The sequence below is a fragment of the Peribacillus sp. P4_C12 genome (assembly GCF_056402095.1).
Genome location: NZ_JBFUIB010000052.1, coordinates 1 through 19,080 on the forward strand (window position 1 = coordinate 1; position 19,080 = coordinate 19,080).

Genomic DNA, 19,080 nt, shown 5'->3' on the forward strand with positions numbered 1-19,080 from the left:
AAACTAAGGACATTCTTCAAAAGGTATGGGTTCCGTTATTTCTGATCCTTTGCCATCGCATAATTTGCGTTTCTTTAAATAAATTCCTAGTAAACTATTTCAGTTAAAATAGTAACCATGTCCTTTAAGAACAAAAACGCAAGATGTCCAGAAAGTTTTTGACAAATTTCATCAAAACAAGGATCGTCCCTTTATGAAATAGATTCCCCTAATTATTATCATCTTAAAAAGTGCACATACCACTGTAAAATGGACTCGCCCCAAAAATAAGCAGTCAATGTCCCAAAAACGATATACGGTCCAAAAGGAATCAGTGTTTTCTTTTTAATCACGCCTGTTAGCATACCGATGATGCCAAAAAATGCCCCATAAAAGCTCGCAAACAGAAACGATAACAGCACCAACTTCAATCCGAGTGCAAAGCCAATCACTGCAAACAGCTTGATATCACCGCCACCCATACCGCCCTTGCTCACCACAGCGATTAATAGAAGCAAACTAAAGCCAACCGTGGCCCCTACAATGGAATCCCACCAAGGAGATAGTGGAAAGAGAACGCGTAGAAATAAAAAAATCACTGCAAAGAAAAGTAGTACTTTATCAGGAATGAGCATATAGGCCACGTCAGAAACAAAGATGATCATAAACAAAGAAATCAATGCCCAGGCAATCCAGAGTTCGTCCACCCTACCAAGGAATAAAGGAGCTGAAGCAAACAAAACACCTGTTAGCATTTCTACAACCGGATAAAGGGGGGAAATCCTGGCCTCACAGCCACGGCATTTACCGCCTTGTATCACATAAGAAACAACTGGTAGTAACTCGAACGACGTCAAGGTTCGTCCACAAGATTGACAAGCAGAGCGCCGATTGGTAAATGAATTTCCTATAGGAACACTTAAGCCGACAACGTTATAGAATGAGCCTAAGATTAGACCTAAGGCGAAGAGAAAGAGATAGAAAGGCATATTTATTTTACTTGCACTCGGAATCTATTTACTTCGATTGAATCCTTAGCATCAATTGTAAAAGTGCCTATATCAGAAATTCTAATTCCTTTTGCAGAACATTCTACTTTGTCATAATTACCAGGGTTCTTCATAATTAAACATTCCTCTCGTTCTTTAATTTGCCATCTCTACTTCTGCCTTCAGTAGATCTCCCTCCTAGTAACTAGTGTATTTCTCTTTAGATTGCCGAACTATTCTTTAGTCCTATAGAATCAATACTTAAACATATTTTAACAAAAATACAGGATAATAGGGAATTAATATATAGACTTTTATTAAAAGTAGTTTTCTTTTTTTAAGGCTCTGTTAAACGATAATGTTGATAGTTACCATAAATAAAAAGGACCCTGAACAGGTCCCTTTTGTGAAAATAACTCATTTTGTCATGAAACCCGTTATTGATTATAGATCTATCAAAATTCAGATATAAATTCCCTCACAAGTGAAAGGAAATAAAGGGAACCTGTAATGACAAGAATCTCTTTTTCCCCTGTTTTCTGTCTCCCTTTCCTTATCGCCGACTGCCAATCCTTATTTATGCTTTTATTTTCATGACTGCATTGTTTATAAAGTTTTTCCGCATCAGCCGCTCGTTCATGGTTGAATTCGGTAATGATGATTTCAATCGCTTCCTTTTCCAGCATATGCAGCATCTGTGAATAATCTTTATCCCGAAATGAACTGAAGATAAATCGGTACGTGTAATCTGGATAATGTGTCTTAAGTGTTTTTATCAGTACTTCGATGCCAGCAGGGTTATGCGCCCCATCAATGATTACCAACGGCTCGTCAAATATTTTTTCAAAACGGCCATTCCATTTCGCCTCCCCTATTCCCTTTCGAATGCTTTTTTCATCTATGCCTTCTATAACTAACATGACAGCAGCGACGGCTAGTGCTGCATTATCTATTTGATGACGACCTAACATCTGAAGGTCAATATTCCGGATAGACCTATTATCAAGTGAGATTGAGAAGCTTTGCCCATGTTTACTTTGCTTCACATCATTCACATAAAAGTCCCTTCCTAATTGATAATAGGGTACGTCTGCTGAAGCTGCTTTTTCTTCGATTACTTTTGCTGGCTCCTCGACCGTGACTCCACTGATAATCGGTGCACCACTTTTAATGATGCCAGCTTTCTCTGATGCAATTTCCGCAAGGGTGTTTCCTAGAATATTCGTATGTTCCAAAGAAATAGAGGTAATGATCGAAAGAAGCGGCTGGATGACATTCGTTGTATCGAGCCTGCCTCCAAGTCCCGTTTCCATTAGAACTAGATCGACTTCTTTTTTGCTAAAATAAGAGAATGCCATCGCTGTTAGGATTTCAAATTGAGTGGGTCCGTTCCCCGCACTATCCATCTCTTGTACAATTGGCCAGAGTTCCTGGAAGGCAGCGACAAATTCATTGTCACTGATTTCATCTGTATTTATCTTCAGTTGTTCATTCATGCGTATTAAATACGGCGATGTGAAGGAAGCGACCCGAATTCCTTCTGCCAGCAGGATTTCTTTTATATAATGCAAGGTAGATCCTTTCCCGTTTGAACCTGCAATATGAATATATTTTTGACCTTCTTGGGGATTACCTAATTTAGTTAATAATGTTTCCATTCGTGATAGGCCAAAATTCATACCTAATTGAACCTGTCGTTGTTCGAAAAAATGATTGATTTCTTTCATGGTCTTTACCATTTATCAATAAGCCTCCTCTTTCTTTACACCGCTCTTATGCGTTAAAATTATTTTATCAATATATTAACGATTTACCTAGATGAAAGGTAGTGATTTACCGTGAAACCTTCTGCATTCCACTGTTGGATTGTCGTCAACGGCTATTTACAACATGATAAGTTTTCTAGTTTAGCTTTATTTATTAAAGAAGCAGCTGAAAGAAAAGAGATTTCGGCAACCCTTGTCCGTAATTCCGAACTTATTCCTGTAATTGAAAAAGGATTGCCTATGCTAAAAGGAAATTTTGAAAAGTTGCCTGATTTTGTCCTGTTCATGGATAAAGACATTCATTTGGCTCGCCATTTGGAATTGCTCGACATTCCCGTATATAACAGCAGCACAGCGATTGATATTTGCGATAGCAAAGCAAAAACACATCAAGCGTTAGCAGGGCATGGCATTCCGATGCCGAAAACCTTATTTCCTCCGTTTACGTATGAAGGAATTGAAAGAATAAATGTGGATGCTTTTAAAGATATCGGCCTTGAACTTGGATACCCGCTTATCGTAAAGGAAGCATACGGCTCATTTGGTGAACAAGTGTATTTAATTCAATCAGAGGCTGAATTTTTGAAGACAGTCCATAAGCTTGGACACAAACCATTTATTATTCAAGAATTCATCGAGCACAGTAAGGGCCGTGATATTCGCGTGAATGTCGTCGGAGATCAAGTCATAGCTGCAATGCACCGCAAATCCGAGCATGACTTCCGAGCTAACATGACAGTTGGAGGCCATGCATTACCATACAGCCCCACCAAGAAAGAGGCGGATCTGGCCATCCAATGTGCGGCGATTCTCGGTGCAGACTTTGCTGGCGTCGATTTATTGTTCGGCGAAGATGGCCCGCTTCTATGCGAAGTGAATTCGAACTCGCATTTACTAAATATTTACGACTGTACTGGCATCAACATTGCTGATAGCATGTTTGATTATGTGTTGGACAAATTAGAAAAAGGAAGTATATCAGATGAACAAACAAACAGGTTGGTTGATCTATAACCGTGATGATGCCGAAAAAAACAGAGGATACATAGACTGGATGCTCGACGAAGCTAAAGGGCTTGACCTTGATTTACATTTTTACTTCCGAGAAGACATCAAAATTGGTCATCGTTTCAATGAGTTGTTCGTGGAACATAAGCAACATCCTATTGAATTGCCCGACTTTGCGATTGTTCGGACCATCGATCCTTTTCTCACAAAACAGTTGGAGCAAGTGGGTATTACCTGCTTTAACTCCTCTTTCGTATCCGAAATGGCGAATGACAAAGCAAAAACGCATCAATATTTGACCTCAATCGGAATTCCGATGGCCGATACCGTGTATTGCCAAGGAAAGCCGAGTGCAGATGATATGGACTTCCCGTTCATCGCTAAAGAAGCCCATGGACGCGGCGGGAAACAAGTATATTTGATTGAACACGCACATGATTTAGCCGAATTGTCAGAAGGAAATTGGATTGTCCAAAAGCCCTGTGTATTCGGCAAGGATATCCGCGTTTTTGTGATTGGTAAAAAAGTGGTGGCCGCTGTACTTCGAGAGTCCTCCTCCAGCTTCAAGGCAAATTATACGTTAGGTGGATCAGCTTCATTATATGAGCTGTCTGCAGGTGAAAAAGCGCTTGTTGAAAGAGTAATCGCAGCTTTTGAGTTTGGCATGGTCGGAATCGATTTTATTTTTGCCGAAGATGACAGCCTAATGCTCAATGAAATCGAGGATGTCGTGGGTAGCAGGACACTTAGTGCACTAAGTGACATTAATATTGTAAAAGAGTATCTTATTTTTATTAGAGATAGAATTTCCTCTCAATCGGACATTTAATCACGACTGATTGAAGATTAATATTTATTAAACACAAAAAAGGATGAACCAGCATAATAGGCCGGTTCATCCTTTTGCATTTTACAGCTGTTTCAATTCGTTGATTCTGTGGATCACAGAGTCACGTTTTTCGCTGTAGTCTTTTTCTTTGGCACGTTCTTCATCAATAACGCTTGCTGGCGCCTTTTTAACAAAGCCTTCGTTGCCTAATTTTTTCTGTACGCGTTCGACTTCTTTATTAAGTTTGTCGAGTTCTTTTTCAAGACGTTTCACTTCTTCGTCGATATTGATCAGTCCTGTAAGCGGAAGGATTAGTTCAACACCAGTTACAACTGCCGTCATTGCTTGAGCTGGTTCTTCGACTTCGATGCCGATCGTCAAGTGTTCAGGATTACAGAAACGCTCGATATAGCTGCTGTTTTTCTGTAATGTTGCTAAGATGGACTCGTCTTTCGCTTTTAAAATCAAATTGATTTTTTTGCTTAACGGTGTGTTCACCTCAGCACGAATGTTACGAACGGAGCGGATGATTTCAACAAGCAGCTTCATTTCCTCGGCTGCAGCTGAATCTGTCAATTCTTCGTTCACTTCCGGCCAAGCAGCAACAGTGATCGACTCACCTTCATGAGGAAGGTTTTGCCAGATTTCTTCGGTAATGAATGGCATGAAGGGATGCAACAATCTCATTGTGTTATCTAGCACGTAAGCTAAGATTGAACGAGTCGTTTTCTTCGCTGCTTCGTCTTCGCCATATAACGGAAGCTTCGCCATTTCAATATACCAGTCACAGAAATCATCCCAAATGAAGTTGTAAAGCACACGGCCGACTTCACCGAACTCATAACGGTCAGCGAGTCTTGTTACGTTTGAGATCGTTTCGTTCAAACGCGTTAAAATCCATTTATCGGCTACAGATTTTTCACCGCTTAAATCGATTTCGTCATACGTCATGCCATTCATGTTCATTAAAGCAAAACGGGATGCGTTCCAGATTTTGTTGGAGAAGTTCCAAACCGCTTCCACTTTTTCGGTGCTGTAACGAAGGTCCTGACCTGGTGAGCTGCCCGTTGATAAGAAGTAACGCAGGGAATCAGCACCGTATTGATCGATAACATCCATCGGATCGACTCCATTACCAAGCGATTTGCTCATCTTGCGTCCCTGTTCGTCACGAACAAGACCGTGAATCAGTACATCTTCAAATGGACGTTCGCCCGTGAATTCAAGTGCTTGGAAAATCATCCGTGAAACCCAGAAGAAAATGATATCATAGCCTGTCACAAGTGCGCCGGTTGGATAGTATCGTTTGAAATCAACGCTATCTTTGTCTGGCCAGCCCATAGTTGAGAACGGCCATAATGCAGAGCTGAACCACGTGTCCAAAACGTCTGTATCTTGTTCCCAGTTCTCAGCATCCGCAGGCTCTTCATGTCCTACATACACTTCGCCTGTTTCTTTATGATACCAAGCCGGAATACGGTGGCCCCACCAAAGCTGACGGGAAATACACCAGTCGCGAATATTTTCCATCCAGTGCAGATACGTTTTTTCGAATCGATCTGGAACGAAATGAACTTTTTCATCATCAGACCCTTTTTGAAGCTCAACTGATGCATCCGCAAGAGGTTGCATTTTAACGAACCATTGAGTCGAAAGATATGGTTCAACAACAGCACCGCTTCGCTCTGAGTGACCAACTGAGTGAAGGTGATCTTCTATTTTAAAGAGTACTCCTTCTTCCTGAAGGTCTTTGACGATTTGCTTACGGCACTCGAAGCGGTCCATACCTTCGTATTTACCGGCCTTTTCATTCATCGAACCGTCTTCATGCATGACAAGGATGCGCTCCAAATTGTGACGGTTCCCAATTTCAAAGTCATTCGGATCATGGGCAGGTGTAATTTTAACCGCACCAGAACCGAATTCCATATCCACATAATCATCACCGACAATCGGAATTTCCCGACCTGTAATGGGCAAGCGAACCATTTTACCGATTAAATGCTTATAACGGTCATCTTCAGGGTGTACAGCAACAGCAGTATCGCCAAGCATGGTTTCTGGGCGAGTTGTAGCTATTTCAATTTCACCTGATCCGTCAACTAATGGATATTTCATATGGTAAAATGCGCCTTGAACATCTTTGTAAATAACCTCGATATCAGATAACGCTGTTTTCGTTGATGGAYCCCAGTTGATAATGTATTCGCCGCGATAAATCAAGCCTTTGTTATAAAGGGACACGAATACTTCGCGTACCGCTTTAGAAAGCCCATCATCAAGCGTGAAGCGCTCACGTGTGTAATCAAGACCAAGACCAAGCTTTGACCATTGTTCACGGATATGACTCGCATACTCCTCTTTCCATTTCCATGTTTCTTCTACAAACTTCTCACGGCCTAAGTCGTAACGGCTTACGCCTTCTGCACGAAGCTTTTGTTCTACTTTTGCTTGCGTAGCGATACCAGCATGGTCCATACCTGGCAACCATAAAACGTCATAGCCTTGCATCCGTTTCATGCGAGTTAATATGTCTTGAAGTGTTGTATCCCAAGCATGGCCTAGGTGCAGCTTACCTGTTACGTTCGGCGGTGGAATGACAATCGTATATGGTTCTTTCTTGTCATCACCTTTTGTTTCAAAAAACTTTCCATCAAGCCACCACTTATAGCGGCCTTTCTCTATCGTCTGCGGATCATATTTAGTCGGCATCGAAATTTGGTTCTCTTCCATAATCATTTCCTCCTTTTAAGGGCATAAAAAAAACTTCCATCATCACAAAAGGACGAAGGAAGTTGTTCGCGGTGCCACCTTTTTTCCGAAAAAGAAAAGAATCTTCTTCGGCTCTCAAATGGGATAACGGCTCTTCACCGGCCATCGCTACTAAATAACTTTCACGAAAACTGCTCGCGGACGACTTCTGATGCTGCTAACTTAGAAACCTCTCACCAACGGTTCCCTCTCTGAAAAGCGCATTTCATCTTACTATTTCCGGTCTTTGCATTCATTTATATTCATATGTAAAATCACTAAACGCATATAGTATATAGTACAAAAAAAATAGGGCTCCAGTCAATCATCTTTCGAGTACTTTCTTAAAGTATTCTCACTTTAGGCTATTAAATCTTGCCATTCAGTCTTTTTCTTTATTCTATCCTCTAAGATAAGTTCCTGTGACGGCTTTCTCACCTTTTCCACCTCATACCCATAGAATATAAGAAGTCCTACAAAGGAAGGTAATAATATGAAACGAAAATATTCCCCTTATACTTTACCGCCTTGGATGAAAAAATTCCGCGGTGTTTGCCAGCAGTTCATTATCCCTTTTATAGTATTCCAAGGGTTGCGGACGCTGATTTTCCCTACTTTCTTTGATATGCTTCTGCTAATCGTATTTATTTTCTTAGCTATGTCTTTATATTTCGAATGGATTTAATTATTCCCCTACAGAAAAAAAATATACATGACTGGAGGTAATCCAATCATGTATATTTAGCTTGGGGGTGATTGCTCTTCTTTAACAGCTTCAGTAGCCGCCTTTTTCTTCTGTTCAATCTCTTCGATTTTCATCACCATATATTCAATATTCTTCAGGAGCCAAAATTGCCGCTGCAGTTGGGTTACATTATCTAGTTCTGTTCTATGGCCTCTGCCGTCCGAATAATTCTTCACTATATCTAGAGCCGATCCCGGAAAAGCAAGATAGCTTTGCATCAGCAGCAATTCTTCTTCTTTTAACGGGAAATAACGGAGATAGTTATATAGCCAATCAACACAGTCATCACATTGGACAGGATAGGTCCTCGCCGATTTGACTAGGAATGGGAGTAAATCGAAATGAGGAGGTGCCGTATTCGAATTCTCGAAATTAATAAAGTAACCATATCCACGTTCATCATAAACAAAATGCTTTAATGAGACCTTTCCATGCGTGACAACAGTCCGGATTTTTTCACTTTCCTTTGTTTTTTCATACCACGTTTCAAACTTCTTAATCGAGTACCTCAGTGCCTGTGATATATCTGTGAAAAAGGAACAAACCGTCATTTCAAATGGAGACATATACCACTTCTTTTCACAGCTATCAATATACTCATCCATAAAATCCTTCTCGTTATTCCAGGCATCCAATGTTCGCTCATAATGAGATTCTCGTTCCTCAATATCCACATCTATTTCTTTTACAGACAACGTATGCATCCGGGCAAGCTCCCTGAACATTTGCTTATGGCTTTCATCGCGCTCTCCGTTTCTCTCGTTATTCAACCAGGGCATCAGGTAATACAAACGACCATTATGAAGAACCGCATAACGTTGATCCATCGTTTGATAAATGGGAACAATTCGGTTATACCCGCGATGATACAGTTTTTGAACATTTTTGATAAAATCAATGCCGTTGTGCGGTAAAATGGACTTCAAGGCAAATGTACCGCGATCACTATAGACTTTTTTCACTCGTCCGAAATCCTCTATATATTGTACATATAGGGCATATTCTTTCAAAACTTCTCCTGTGTCCCTATCCCAATTATTAGTCTGCTGATTCTCGTTTTCCCTCACGAGACTCACTCACTTTCTCTAAAAAAACTCGCCAATTGGATTCCTATAGCCACCAAAGGCGTAGTCACATTCAATCTTAATTTCTTAGATTGTCTTTCATATTTACCAAAGTTTATTAAATTACAACTCAATTACTATAGTAAAAAACAGGAGCAGTGCCATCTGCTCTGCTCTCTGCCGTACTTAATTTTTATAAGCAATCGCCTTCGGTATATAAATGACTTGCCCTTCATGAACGTTCTGATTCGACTCCAATTCATTGCTGAAGAGTATAGATTGAACAGTAACATCATAGCGCTGTGCCAAATCATCCAACGTTTCCCCTTGCTGAACAATGCAAACCTTCATCCTGACCAGTTCTTCCTCTTGTTTTCGTCCGAATAAATCCATAATGGATAAATGCTTATCCGCGTGCTCTGTCGTCTCTTTATCATCACGTTCCGAGGCTTGTTTTCTGCCTTTATAATTTTTAACTTCTTTGGCTGGTTGCTCTGGATTTTCTTTTCTTTTAAACAAATCCCTTATAGACGATTGGTGTTCCTCTTCGTTTGCTACTTTCACATGCTCATTGAGGATAGGGCCTGCTTCATTAATAGCTTTTTCCTGCCGGTCAACTTCCTCGGATCCAAATGGCGATACAGGATTCTTACTAACTGGGACACTTTGTTGATTACTTACATAAACCGATTCTTCTTCTTTCTTAATCTCCGAGTTCTCTACGGCTTTCACCAGTCTGCTAACTTCTGCCTCTAGATTCTCATCTTGAATGGGTGACTCCGGAATCTTATCAACTGGATGACTATGACGATCAATTAGGTAAATCACTTCTTCTTCTTCTTCTTCTTCTTCGGCTTCTTCCCTGTTTACTTCTTCCCACTGCTCCTCTTCTGGATACGGTGAAACAGGAATTTCAAAAACTGGAGCATTATGCTGTTCACTTAAATAGATAGGCTCCTCATCATCTTCTTCCTCAGTTTCAGACACTCGTTTTGCCTCGGCAGAAAATGGCGTGTATAACTCTTCTTCCTGCTCATCACGAAACACCGGTTGAAAATCTGGGATTGGCGGGACCCCAGCCGCATATGGAATGTATGACTCATTTTCTTCGTCTGTTTCTTCTTGTTCATCGGTTTCTGTTTCCACGACCTCCAGTTCCGTATCGGTACGTTCTTCCACATATGAATCATTATAGATTCCGGTTATCAACAAATCCGCCTGCAATTTTAAACAGTTATGCTCAGGTAGAGCATAATCAAAACTTTGAATCGAGACATCAATTTCATCTAATGAGGCAATCCGATTATTCGGAATCGTTATATCAACCGGAAAACGGTGTGTGAACTCATTGAGTCCATCAAGATTCCTCTCAACCTTTTGAACGGATCTTGGCAAAAAGGTCTGTGAAAACTCCTCTTGTTCACCATTTTGCGAGTCCTTGTATTCACCGCATAAATCTAACGAGCCTCGTATAAAAACATATTGATCACTTTCTTGAATCGTCACATTTGGATCGAGGGAAATGGAATATAGCTCAGCCACTTCCTGTCCCTTCTGGAACCAAACGGATTCCTCTAAAGAAAATCGTAAATACGATTCATTTTCTTGCGACAAGACAACTCCTCCTTTCAACTTCAGTAAACGGTACCTATACCAATAACAATCTATGAAGAAAGGCTGTTGATTATTCCTTAATATCATCGGAAACCATCTTGCCCTTAAGCCCTTCAACCACTTTTATTCGGCCTTCTACCATTTAATTCGGCCTTCAACCATTTATTTCGGCCTTCAACCATTTAATTCGGCCTTTAACCATTTATTTCGGCCTTCTACCATTTAATTCGGCCTTCATACATTTATTCGACCTTCAACCATTTATTTCGACCTTCATCCACTTTTATTCGGCCTTCAACCATTTTATTCGTCCTTCATCCACTTTAGGCCTACAAACTTTTTTTGGGCCTTCTGCCACTTATTGATTGAAATTCTATAAAAAAAACAGGCTACCTTTCTCCAAAAGTTTTTGGATAATGGTAGCCTGTTTTATGTGTTTCAATTAGCTAGGTAGTTCAGGAAGTCCTTTTTAGACTATTTTTTTAATTTTGCAAAAGCCTGTTCAGTTGCTGCAATGGTCTTTTCGATATCTGCATCACTATGTGCTGTAGATAGGAATAAACCTTCGAACTGGGACGGCGGCAAATAGATACCTTGGTTAGCCATTTCCCTATAATAGGAAGCAAAGAACTCTAAATCAGAAGTTTTTGCTGTATCATAATTAACTACATCTTCATTCGTAAAGAAAAGTCCGATCATTGAACCAGCACGGTTAAATGTATGAGGAACACCATATTTTTTAGCAGCTTCTCCAATGCCTTTTTCGAGCATGTCACCTTTACGGGTAAACTCTTCATAAGACTCTGGAGTCAATTGGCTCAGCGTTTCAAGTCCGGCTGTCATGGCAAGCGGGTTTCCAGATAATGTTCCTGCTTGATAGATTGTTCCACTCGGTGCAATTTGTTCCATGATTTTACGTTTACCTCCGAAAGCTCCGACCGGTAAACCTCCGCCAATAACTTTACCAAGACAAGTCAGGTCCGGCTCAATGCCAAAATAGCCTTGTGCACAATTATAACCGACTCGGAAACCTGTCATCACTTCATCAAAAATCAATAGAGCCCCGTATTGGGTCGTCAAGTCGCGCAGGCCTTCCAAGAAACCAGGTTGTGGTGGCACGACACCCATGTTCCCCGCAACAGGCTCCACGATGATACAGGCGATGTCTTCGCCAAATTGCTCAAACGCATATTTTGTTGCTGCAAGATCATTATATGGCACAGTAATTGTATTTTTTGCAATGCCTTCTGGTACACCTGGGCTATCTGGTAGACCTAACGTTGCAACGCCAGATCCGGCCTTAATTAACAAGGAATCACCATGTCCATGATAAGAACCTTCAAACTTCAGGATTTTATCACGGCCAGTATATCCTCGCGCTAATCTTAAAGCACTCATAGTCGCTTCCGTTCCTGAAGAGACCATACGAATCATCTCAATCGAAGGAACCCGTTCAATGACAAGCTTAGCCAATTCATTTTCAATCACGGTAGAGGTTCCGAAGCTTGTACCTGATTCCGCTACCTTTTTCAGTGATTCAACGACACGATCATTCGTGTGACCCAGGATAAGCGGTCCCCAGGAAAGAACGTAGTCTATATATTCATTGCCATCGATATCATACATTTTCGAGCCTTTGCCACGCTCCATGAAAATGGGGTCCATGTCCACAGATTTAAAGGCACGGACCGGGCTGTTCACGCCGCCCGGCATCAAATTTTTTGCTTCAGCAAACGCTTTTTTCGATTTTTCAAATGACCGCATGATTCAGTCCCCTTTTCTCTATCAGGTTATATTTTTTATCTTTTATTATCTTCGTCAATCCAGCGTGCTACCTCTTTTGAAAAATACGTAATGATTAGGTCCGATCCTGCACGTTTTAAGCCTGTCAGCATTTCCATAACAATTGCTTTTTCATCAATCCAGCCATTATTGGCCGCAGCTTTTACCATGGAATATTCTCCGCTCACATTGTATGAAACAACAGGAAGATTAAAGTTATTTTTTACATCTCTGATGATGTCCATATAAGAAAGGGCTGGTTTCACGATTAAGAAATCCGCACCTTCAGCAACATCTGATTCCGCTTCACGGAACGCTTCAAGACGATTCGCTGGATCCATTTGGTACGTCTTCCTGTCACCAAATTGTGGCGCGCCATTCGCAGCTTCACGGAATGGGCCGTAAAAGGCTGAAGCGTATTTTACAGCATAGGACATGATAGGGATATCTTCATAACCCGCTTCATCCAAACCTGCACGAATGGCCGCAACAAATCCGTCCATCATGTTAGAAGGTGCAATGATATCAGCGCCCGATTCGGCCTGGCTAATAGCCGTTTTAGCAAGAAGGTTAAGAGAAGCGTCGTTTAAAATCTTGTCTCCCTCAACGACTCCACAATGGCCATGGCTTGTATACTCACAAAGACAAGTATCAGCAATGACAATAATTTCCGGGTATTGTTTTTTGATAAGACGGGTCGCCTCTTGTACAAGACCGTTATGATGAAAAGCACCTGTGCCATGGTCGTCTTTATCATGATCAAAAGGGACACCAAATAAAATGACTGATTTAATGCCTAGACTCACGACTTCATCCATTTCTGCTCCCAGATTATCCATAGAAAGCTGATAAATACCGGGCATCGAGCTAATTTCATTTTTTACGTTTTCTCCGTCAATGACGAAAATCGGATAGATTAAATCCTCTTTATGCAATTGTGTTTCACGGACTAGAGCTCGCATGCCAGCACTTGCACGTAGGCGACGGTGGCGATTGAATGGAATGTCTTTCATTTTAAAGTTCCTCCCCTATTATTCTTTTTTACAATAAATCGTATTAATTCCTCAACCATTGCTTCTGTTGTATAAACATCTGGACACACATCGACAGTTAAACCATGTTTAGAAGCCGTTTTAGCAGCAATTGGCCCGATGCAAGCAATGATAATGCTTTCTATGTATGTACCCAATTTATTGCGGTCTATAATCTGTAAGAAGTGCTCTACCGTTGAAGAGCTTGTAAAGGTTATGATATCAATTTTTCGACTCACTATCAGTTGAACAAGTTTTCGTTCACTCTCATCAGGAAGTACGGTATGATAAACAATCACTTCATCACAGGATGCACCAGCTTTATTAATCTCATCCGCAATGACCGCGCGCGCGAGATTTCCTTTTGCCAGCAAAACACGGGATCCGGGTTGAAGTAGTGAAATGAACTCCGAAACAAAACCTTCAGCAACAAACTGAGATGGAATAAAATCCGCTACATATCCATGGCGCTTCAGTGCTTCTTCTGTTTTTGAACCGATAACAGCTATTTTTGGAAGCCTAACAGGCTTTTTTCCGAGAAGTGCAAAGAGGAATTCAACCCCATTTTGACTAGTTAAAATAATCCAGTCGTAGCTATCTAATTCATCTAACCGCTGCTGCACTTCTTCCTGACGATCAGGAAGAGTGAACTCAAGCAAAGGAACGAGAAGCGGAGTTCCACCATTTTTTTCAACCGAAGCTTTTAATCCATCAGCCTGTCTTTTCCCTCTGGTGATTAACACCTGATAATCTTTGAGAGGTTGAAAGGGCTTCATTACTGATCAAGCTCCTCTTTTACACGATCGATTAACTCTTTACCGCCAAATTCACTAATAAGTTTAGCAGCATTATGTCCAACTGCTTCTGGGTCAGACCCTTCAACCATTTCTTTATAAATCAATTTACCATCCGGAGAAGCGACCAATGCAGTTAATGAAATATCTCCATTGTCTTTTGCTACCGCGAAGCCGGCAATCGGCACCTGACAGCCACCTTCCATTTTATCTAAAAAGGCACGTTCTGCTTCAACTGTTCTTTTCGTTTTTTCACAGGTTAATTTCGCAAGCTCAGCCAGTAAATCTTTATCGTCTGCACGGCATTCAATAGAAAGGGCTCCTTGACCAACTGCTGGTATACAAATATCTTCATCTAAAAATTCTGTTACCATGTCCTGCTTCCATCCCATTCTTGAAAGTCCGGCTGCTGCTAAAATAATAGCATCGTAATCTTCAGTTTTCAGCTTATTTAGGCGGGTATCGATATTACCGCGAATCCACTTAATTTCAAGGTCTGGTCTTCTTGCTAGGATTTGAGCACCACGGCGTAAACTGCTTGTCCCAATGATAGAACCTGGCTTCAGTTCAGAAAGAGTTTCATGGTTTTTTGAAATCAAGGCATCTCGGTGGTCTTCTCTCGGTGGAATGCAGCCAATCGTCAAGCCTTCTGGAAGTACCGCCGGCATATCTTTCATACTATGTACAGCCATATCGATTTCTTTATCAAGCATAGCTTGTTCGATTTCTTTTACAAATAAGCCTTTGCCTCCTACTTTAGAAAGCGTTACATCGAGGATTTGATCCCCTTTTGTGACAATTTCCTTCACCTCGAACTCGTATGGAACACCAAGCTCTTTAAGTTGATTAATAACCCAGTTCGTTTGGGTAATCGCTAATTTACTACGTCTAGAACCGACAATAATTTTTCTCATAATTTCCTCCTATGTATTCCAAAAGTGGAATGTTGAAAGGCTTCCAAAAAGGAAAAAGTTAATTAACACAATCATGAAAGATCCAATATTCAGAAAGGCTAGTGTCCTTCCATACATTTGTTTCCGAATTTTCAAGTATAAAAACACGCTGTAACCGATGAGCAAAATAAATGAGCCGATAATTTTCATGTCCAGCCAGGATACTCCAGGTACTTTTATATAGGCCCATTGGATACCCAAGATAAGGGAGACCACTAATAATGGGACTCCGATTACTGCAAGGACATATGACATATGCTCAAGCTTTGTTAAATCTCCGAGACGAAGCAGCCGTTTCCCCCATTTTTTTCGTTTCAATAAATCATATTGAATTAAGTAGAGTAGGGAAAATACGAAAGAAAGTGTAAAAGCCCCATAAGATAGAATGGCAAACGTAATATGTATGAGCAAAAGCTCTGAAACGAGCTGCTGTGCGAGCACTTCAGATTCTATCTGAACTGGTGCAAAGGTATGAATAGCCATAACCATAAAGCCTAATACATTGGTAAAGAAGACCGTAAAATCGACTCTAAGCAATCGATTAATAATTAATGATAACGAAATGAGGACCCATGCATAAAAATATAAGCCTTCAAAAATCGTCAATACCGGAAACCTTCCCGTTTTCATTACATATAGAAACAAAAAAATTGTTTGCAGCACCCAAACAATAGAAAGCAACCAGAAGGCAACTTTATTCGCCTTCTGGTTATTATTAAGGAAGTCAATAAAATATAAAAGCATACTGATGGCATACAACAATACAGTGGCTTCATGTAATCTTGTCATTAGTAATTCCATATCTACCTCATTACTGGACAGGAACTGGATTTAATAGGGATGTCTTGGCACTGTTCCGTTCATTTTCGTCATCCACTACCAACTGTTCTTCCATCAATTCCTCTAAATGAAAGATCTTCACGAAATTATTTAATTGCTCTTTTGCATTCGGCTCATCTGCAAGTTCTTTGGCATATAAAATCGGATCTTTCAGCATTTGGTTGATAATGCTCTTCGTATGCTTGTTCAGAACTTTTTTGTCGCGTTCGCTTAAGTGTGGAAGCTTTCTCTCAATGCTTTCCATCGTTTCCTTTTGAATCGACAGTGATTTTTCCCGTAAAGAGGAAATAACAGGAACTACGCCAAGCAAATTAATCCACTGATTAAAATCAACAATTTCTGATTCAATCATTAATTCGATTTTCTCTGCTGCTTTTTTACGCTCCTCAATATTCGCTTGCACTATTCCCTCAAGATCATCAATGTCATACAAGAAGACATTCTCAAGCTCAGCTAATTTTGGATCAAGGTCACGCGGTACCGCAATGTCGACCATGAAAATAGGACGACCTTTGCGAAGCTTGTTCACGAACGTCATCATTTCTTTTGTTACGAGAAGATTTTTTGAACCAGTGGAAGTAATTAAAATATCCGCTTCCACTAAGGCACATTGCAACTCTTGAAGCTGTTTTGCTTTACCATTAAATCTTTCAGCCAAGTCGACTGCTTTCTGATACGTACGGTTGATAACCGTAATACTATCTGCACCGTTACTGTGCAGATTTTGAATAGCCAGTTCTCCCATTTTTCCTGCACCAAGAATCAAGACATTCTTGCCGTTTAGTCCACCGAAGATTTTTTTTGCAAGCTCGACTGCCGCATAGCTAACAGAAACTGCATTCGTATTAATTTCCGTTTCTGAATGAGCCTTTTTTGCTAATGTAAGGGATTGCTTGAAGAGATGGTTAAAAACCGTACCAAGCGTATCTTCTTTCTGACCTAACATATAGCTTGAGCGAACTTGTCCCAAAATCTGTGTTTCTCCAAGAATCATGGAATTCAAGCCGCAAGTAACTGAAAATAAATGCTCGACTGCTCCATCGCCTTCATAGATAAACAGATATTTAGAGAATTCTTCCTTATCGATGTTAAACCATTCTGAAAGAAATTCCTTGATATAATATCGGGTTGTATGAAGTTGGTCACCGACCGCAAATATTTCCGTTCTATTACATGTTGAAATAATAACATTTTCCAAGATGCTTTTTTTATTTTTAAGAGCTTTCATTGCCTCGGCAAGTTCGGCTTCGTTAAACGACAGTTTTTCCCGAATTTCTACAGGGGCAGTTTTGTAATTAATACCAACCGCTAGAATATGCATCCTTTTATTTTGCACCCCCAAAATTTTTCATGTAAATTTATTATACCATGTACTAAAATTGATTCACGCAAATAATATGAACAGTTTATGAAAACGTATGCTACCATTAAAAAGACTGCCAAAACACCTGAATAGCTACAAAAGGTATTAGAGCGGTGGTTTGTAATTTATATACATACTTCGACATTGTGTACAAAAGTACCATATCAAAAATGCCCAAAAACTTCAAGTAATCGAATTGGATAGGAGGACAAAATGAAAACGCAACGTATTTTCCCTGGAATCGTTTTAATCGGTTTCGGACTCTACTTTTTTCTTGAACATTCACAAATAGAAATCTTTCCAGGCTTTTTTAGTTGGCCCACCCTATTATGTATCGTTGGTATCGCCTTCTTAATACAGGCTTATAGCGGTAATGAATTTGATTCAATCCTTCCCGGCGTCATCTTGCTCGGGTTCGGCGCTCATTTCCATATCGTTGAGAACCTAGAAATTTGGCCGGATAATATAGGTATCTTTATTTTAATCATATCTCTAGGATTTATTCTGCGGGCCCGCAAAACAAATTCTGGAATGTTACATGGGATGATATTATTTATCATCTCAATCCTTATTTTATTTTATGATAAGATCTCTACTTCTTTCGGCATCCTCGAAACAAGTACGGCAAACATTGAAAAGTTTTGGCCCTTTGTGTTGATGGGAATTGGGGTTTACATATTAATCCGAAAAAAATAAAGCTGCGAATTTCATGCAGAAAAGGGTATTTCCATTTACGGAATACCCTTTTCTTTTTGTTACATATATTTCTTAAGAACGCCCCAGGCCTGTTCTTTTCCTTCACCTGTTTCTCCTGAGAAAAGAAGCAATTCATCTTCTCTTTCCATATTAAGCGTTTGGCGTGTGACTTTTAAGTGCTTCTGCCATTTGCCTTTTGGAATTTTATCCGCTTTTGTGGCGATAACAATCCGTGGCAGGTCATAATGCTTTAGGAATTCGTACATTGCGATATCATCCTTAGTCGGTGGATGACGCAAATCGACGATTAAGAGCGCAGCACGAAGCTGGTCACGGGAGGTGAAATACGTTTCGATCATTCTCCCCCATGCATCACGCTCAGTTTTAGAAACCTTCGCATAGCCATAACCCGGTACATCCACAAAATGAAGTGCTTCATTTATGATGTAAAAATTCAACGTCTGCGTCTTACCTGGTTTAGAGGAAGTACGCGCCAAATTTTTTCGATTAATCATTTTGTTAATAAAACTCGATTTCCCTACATTGGAACGACCCGCTAAGGCAAACTCCGGGATTGGAGTGTTTGGATATTGTTCAGGCTTTACAGCACTTATGACAATATCTGAACTTGTTACTTTCATTCGTTCACACCTACCAATGCATGCTCAAGGACTTCATCAACGTGTGAAACTGGAACAAATGTTAATTCTTTACGGACACTTTCCGGGATATCATCAATATCCTTTTCGTTATTTTGCGGGATGATGATTTTCGTAAGTCCTGCCCGGTGAGCCGCTAAAGATTTTTCTTTAAGGCCGCCGATTGGAAGAACTCGTCCGCGTAATGTAATTTCGCCTGTCATGCCTACCTCTTTTC

Annotated in this window: 17 protein-coding genes and 1 other annotated feature; of the genes, 4 read left to right on the forward strand and 13 right to left on the reverse strand. The window is 40.4% G+C overall.

From position 1 onward, the window contains the following. Nucleotides 1-218: 218 nt before the first annotated feature. Nucleotides 219-968 (reverse strand): prepilin peptidase, encoded by a 750-nt coding sequence (locus tag AC1DUW_RS10585; protein WP_053347165.1) that lies wholly within the window; start codon nt 966-968, stop codon nt 219-221. A gap of 455 nt (nt 969-1,423) precedes the next feature. Then, nucleotides 1,424-2,707, reverse strand: a complete 1,284-nt coding sequence (locus AC1DUW_RS10590; protein ID WP_477642491.1) for a bifunctional folylpolyglutamate synthase/dihydrofolate synthase — start codon at nt 2,705-2,707, stop codon at nt 1,424-1,426. A 99-nt stretch (nt 2,708-2,806) separates the two neighbouring features. Between AC1DUW_RS10590 and AC1DUW_RS10595 the strand changes: the two genes are divergently transcribed. Both AC1DUW_RS10595 and AC1DUW_RS10600 read left to right on the forward strand, forming a co-directional pair. Next, complete coding sequence (locus AC1DUW_RS10595) at nt 2,807-3,748, forward strand: ATP-grasp domain-containing protein (protein WP_377438360.1); 942 nt, start codon at nt 2,807-2,809, stop codon at nt 3,746-3,748. Beyond that, complete coding sequence (locus AC1DUW_RS10600; RefSeq protein ID WP_477642492.1) at nt 3,717-4,571, forward strand: ATP-grasp domain-containing protein; 855 nt, start codon at nt 3,717-3,719, stop codon at nt 4,569-4,571. Before AC1DUW_RS10595 ends, AC1DUW_RS10600 begins: the two co-directional genes overlap by 32 nt. A gap of 81 nt (nt 4,572-4,652) precedes the next feature. Here AC1DUW_RS10600 and AC1DUW_RS10605 read toward each other — a convergent pair whose 3' ends face one another. Further along, nucleotides 4,653-7,304, reverse strand: coding sequence for a valine--tRNA ligase (locus tag AC1DUW_RS10605; RefSeq protein WP_477642493.1), 2,652 nt, complete (start codon nt 7,302-7,304; stop codon nt 4,653-4,655). 45 nt (nt 7,305-7,349) lie between these two features. Continuing rightward, nucleotides 7,350-7,579 (reverse strand) — a binding site (T-box leader). A 236-nt stretch (nt 7,580-7,815) separates the two neighbouring features. On the opposite strand from AC1DUW_RS10605, the gene AC1DUW_RS10610 reads away from it, so the two are divergent. After that, nucleotides 7,816-8,007: a hypothetical protein gene (locus AC1DUW_RS10610; protein WP_053347169.1), complete on the forward strand. Its 192-nt coding sequence runs from the start codon at nt 7,816-7,818 to the stop codon at nt 8,005-8,007. A gap of 56 nt (nt 8,008-8,063) precedes the next feature. Here AC1DUW_RS10610 and ysxE read toward each other — a convergent pair whose 3' ends face one another. The 8 genes from ysxE to hemA all read right to left on the reverse strand — a co-directional run bounded on the left by ysxE (nt 8,064) and on the right by hemA (nt 17,466). Then, nucleotides 8,064-9,134: a spore coat protein YsxE gene (gene ysxE / locus AC1DUW_RS10615; RefSeq protein ID WP_053347170.1), complete on the reverse strand. Its 1,071-nt coding sequence runs from the start codon at nt 9,132-9,134 to the stop codon at nt 8,064-8,066. A 183-nt stretch (nt 9,135-9,317) separates the two neighbouring features. Beyond that, nucleotides 9,318-10,745 carry a stage VI sporulation protein D gene (gene spoVID / locus AC1DUW_RS10620; protein WP_477642494.1) on the reverse strand — a complete coding sequence of 476 codons (1,428 nt, stop codon included), beginning with the start codon at nt 10,743-10,745 and terminating at the stop codon, nt 9,318-9,320. Nucleotides 10,746-11,219: 474 nt separating this feature from the next. Then, nucleotides 11,220-12,509 (reverse strand): glutamate-1-semialdehyde 2,1-aminomutase, encoded by a 1,290-nt coding sequence (gene hemL / locus AC1DUW_RS10625; protein ID WP_477642495.1) that lies wholly within the window; start codon nt 12,507-12,509, stop codon nt 11,220-11,222. A 35-nt stretch (nt 12,510-12,544) separates the two neighbouring features. After that, nucleotides 12,545-13,540: a porphobilinogen synthase gene (hemB, locus tag AC1DUW_RS10630; protein WP_477642496.1), complete on the reverse strand. Its 996-nt coding sequence runs from the start codon at nt 13,538-13,540 to the stop codon at nt 12,545-12,547. Next, entirely contained in the window at nt 13,537-14,334 is a 798-nt protein-coding gene (locus AC1DUW_RS10635) for a uroporphyrinogen-III synthase (protein WP_477642497.1), read from the reverse strand. Before AC1DUW_RS10635 ends, hemB begins: the two co-directional genes overlap by 4 nt. After that, nucleotides 14,334-15,266: a hydroxymethylbilane synthase gene (gene hemC, locus AC1DUW_RS10640; protein WP_056525587.1), complete on the reverse strand. Its 933-nt coding sequence runs from the start codon at nt 15,264-15,266 to the stop codon at nt 14,334-14,336. Before hemC ends, AC1DUW_RS10635 begins: the two co-directional genes overlap by 1 nt. Before the next feature lie 9 nt (nt 15,267-15,275). Next, nucleotides 15,276-16,106, reverse strand: coding sequence for a cytochrome C assembly family protein (locus AC1DUW_RS10645; protein ID WP_053347176.1), 831 nt, complete (start codon nt 16,104-16,106; stop codon nt 15,276-15,278). A 10-nt stretch (nt 16,107-16,116) separates the two neighbouring features. After that, nucleotides 16,117-17,466, reverse strand: a complete 1,350-nt coding sequence (gene hemA, locus AC1DUW_RS10650) for a glutamyl-tRNA reductase (protein ID WP_053347177.1) — start codon at nt 17,464-17,466, stop codon at nt 16,117-16,119. A 255-nt stretch (nt 17,467-17,721) separates the two neighbouring features. Between hemA and AC1DUW_RS10655 the strand changes: the two genes are divergently transcribed. Then, nucleotides 17,722-18,204, forward strand: coding sequence for a LiaF transmembrane domain-containing protein (locus AC1DUW_RS10655; RefSeq protein ID WP_379155971.1), 483 nt, complete (start codon nt 17,722-17,724; stop codon nt 18,202-18,204). Nucleotides 18,205-18,263: 59 nt separating this feature from the next. Here the strand turns inward: AC1DUW_RS10655 and yihA are convergent, their stop codons facing one another. Together yihA and AC1DUW_RS10665 are read right to left on the reverse strand one after the other, a co-directional pair. Beyond that, a complete protein-coding gene (gene yihA, locus AC1DUW_RS10660; RefSeq protein ID WP_053347179.1) occupies nt 18,264-18,845 on the reverse strand; it encodes a ribosome biogenesis GTP-binding protein YihA/YsxC in 582 nt (193 codons plus the stop codon). Beyond that, nucleotides 18,842-19,080, reverse strand: a 239-nt coding sequence (locus AC1DUW_RS10665) for a S16 family serine protease (RefSeq protein WP_477642498.1), incomplete at its 5' end; no start/stop codon positions are given. The genes AC1DUW_RS10665 and yihA, both read right to left, overlap by 4 nt.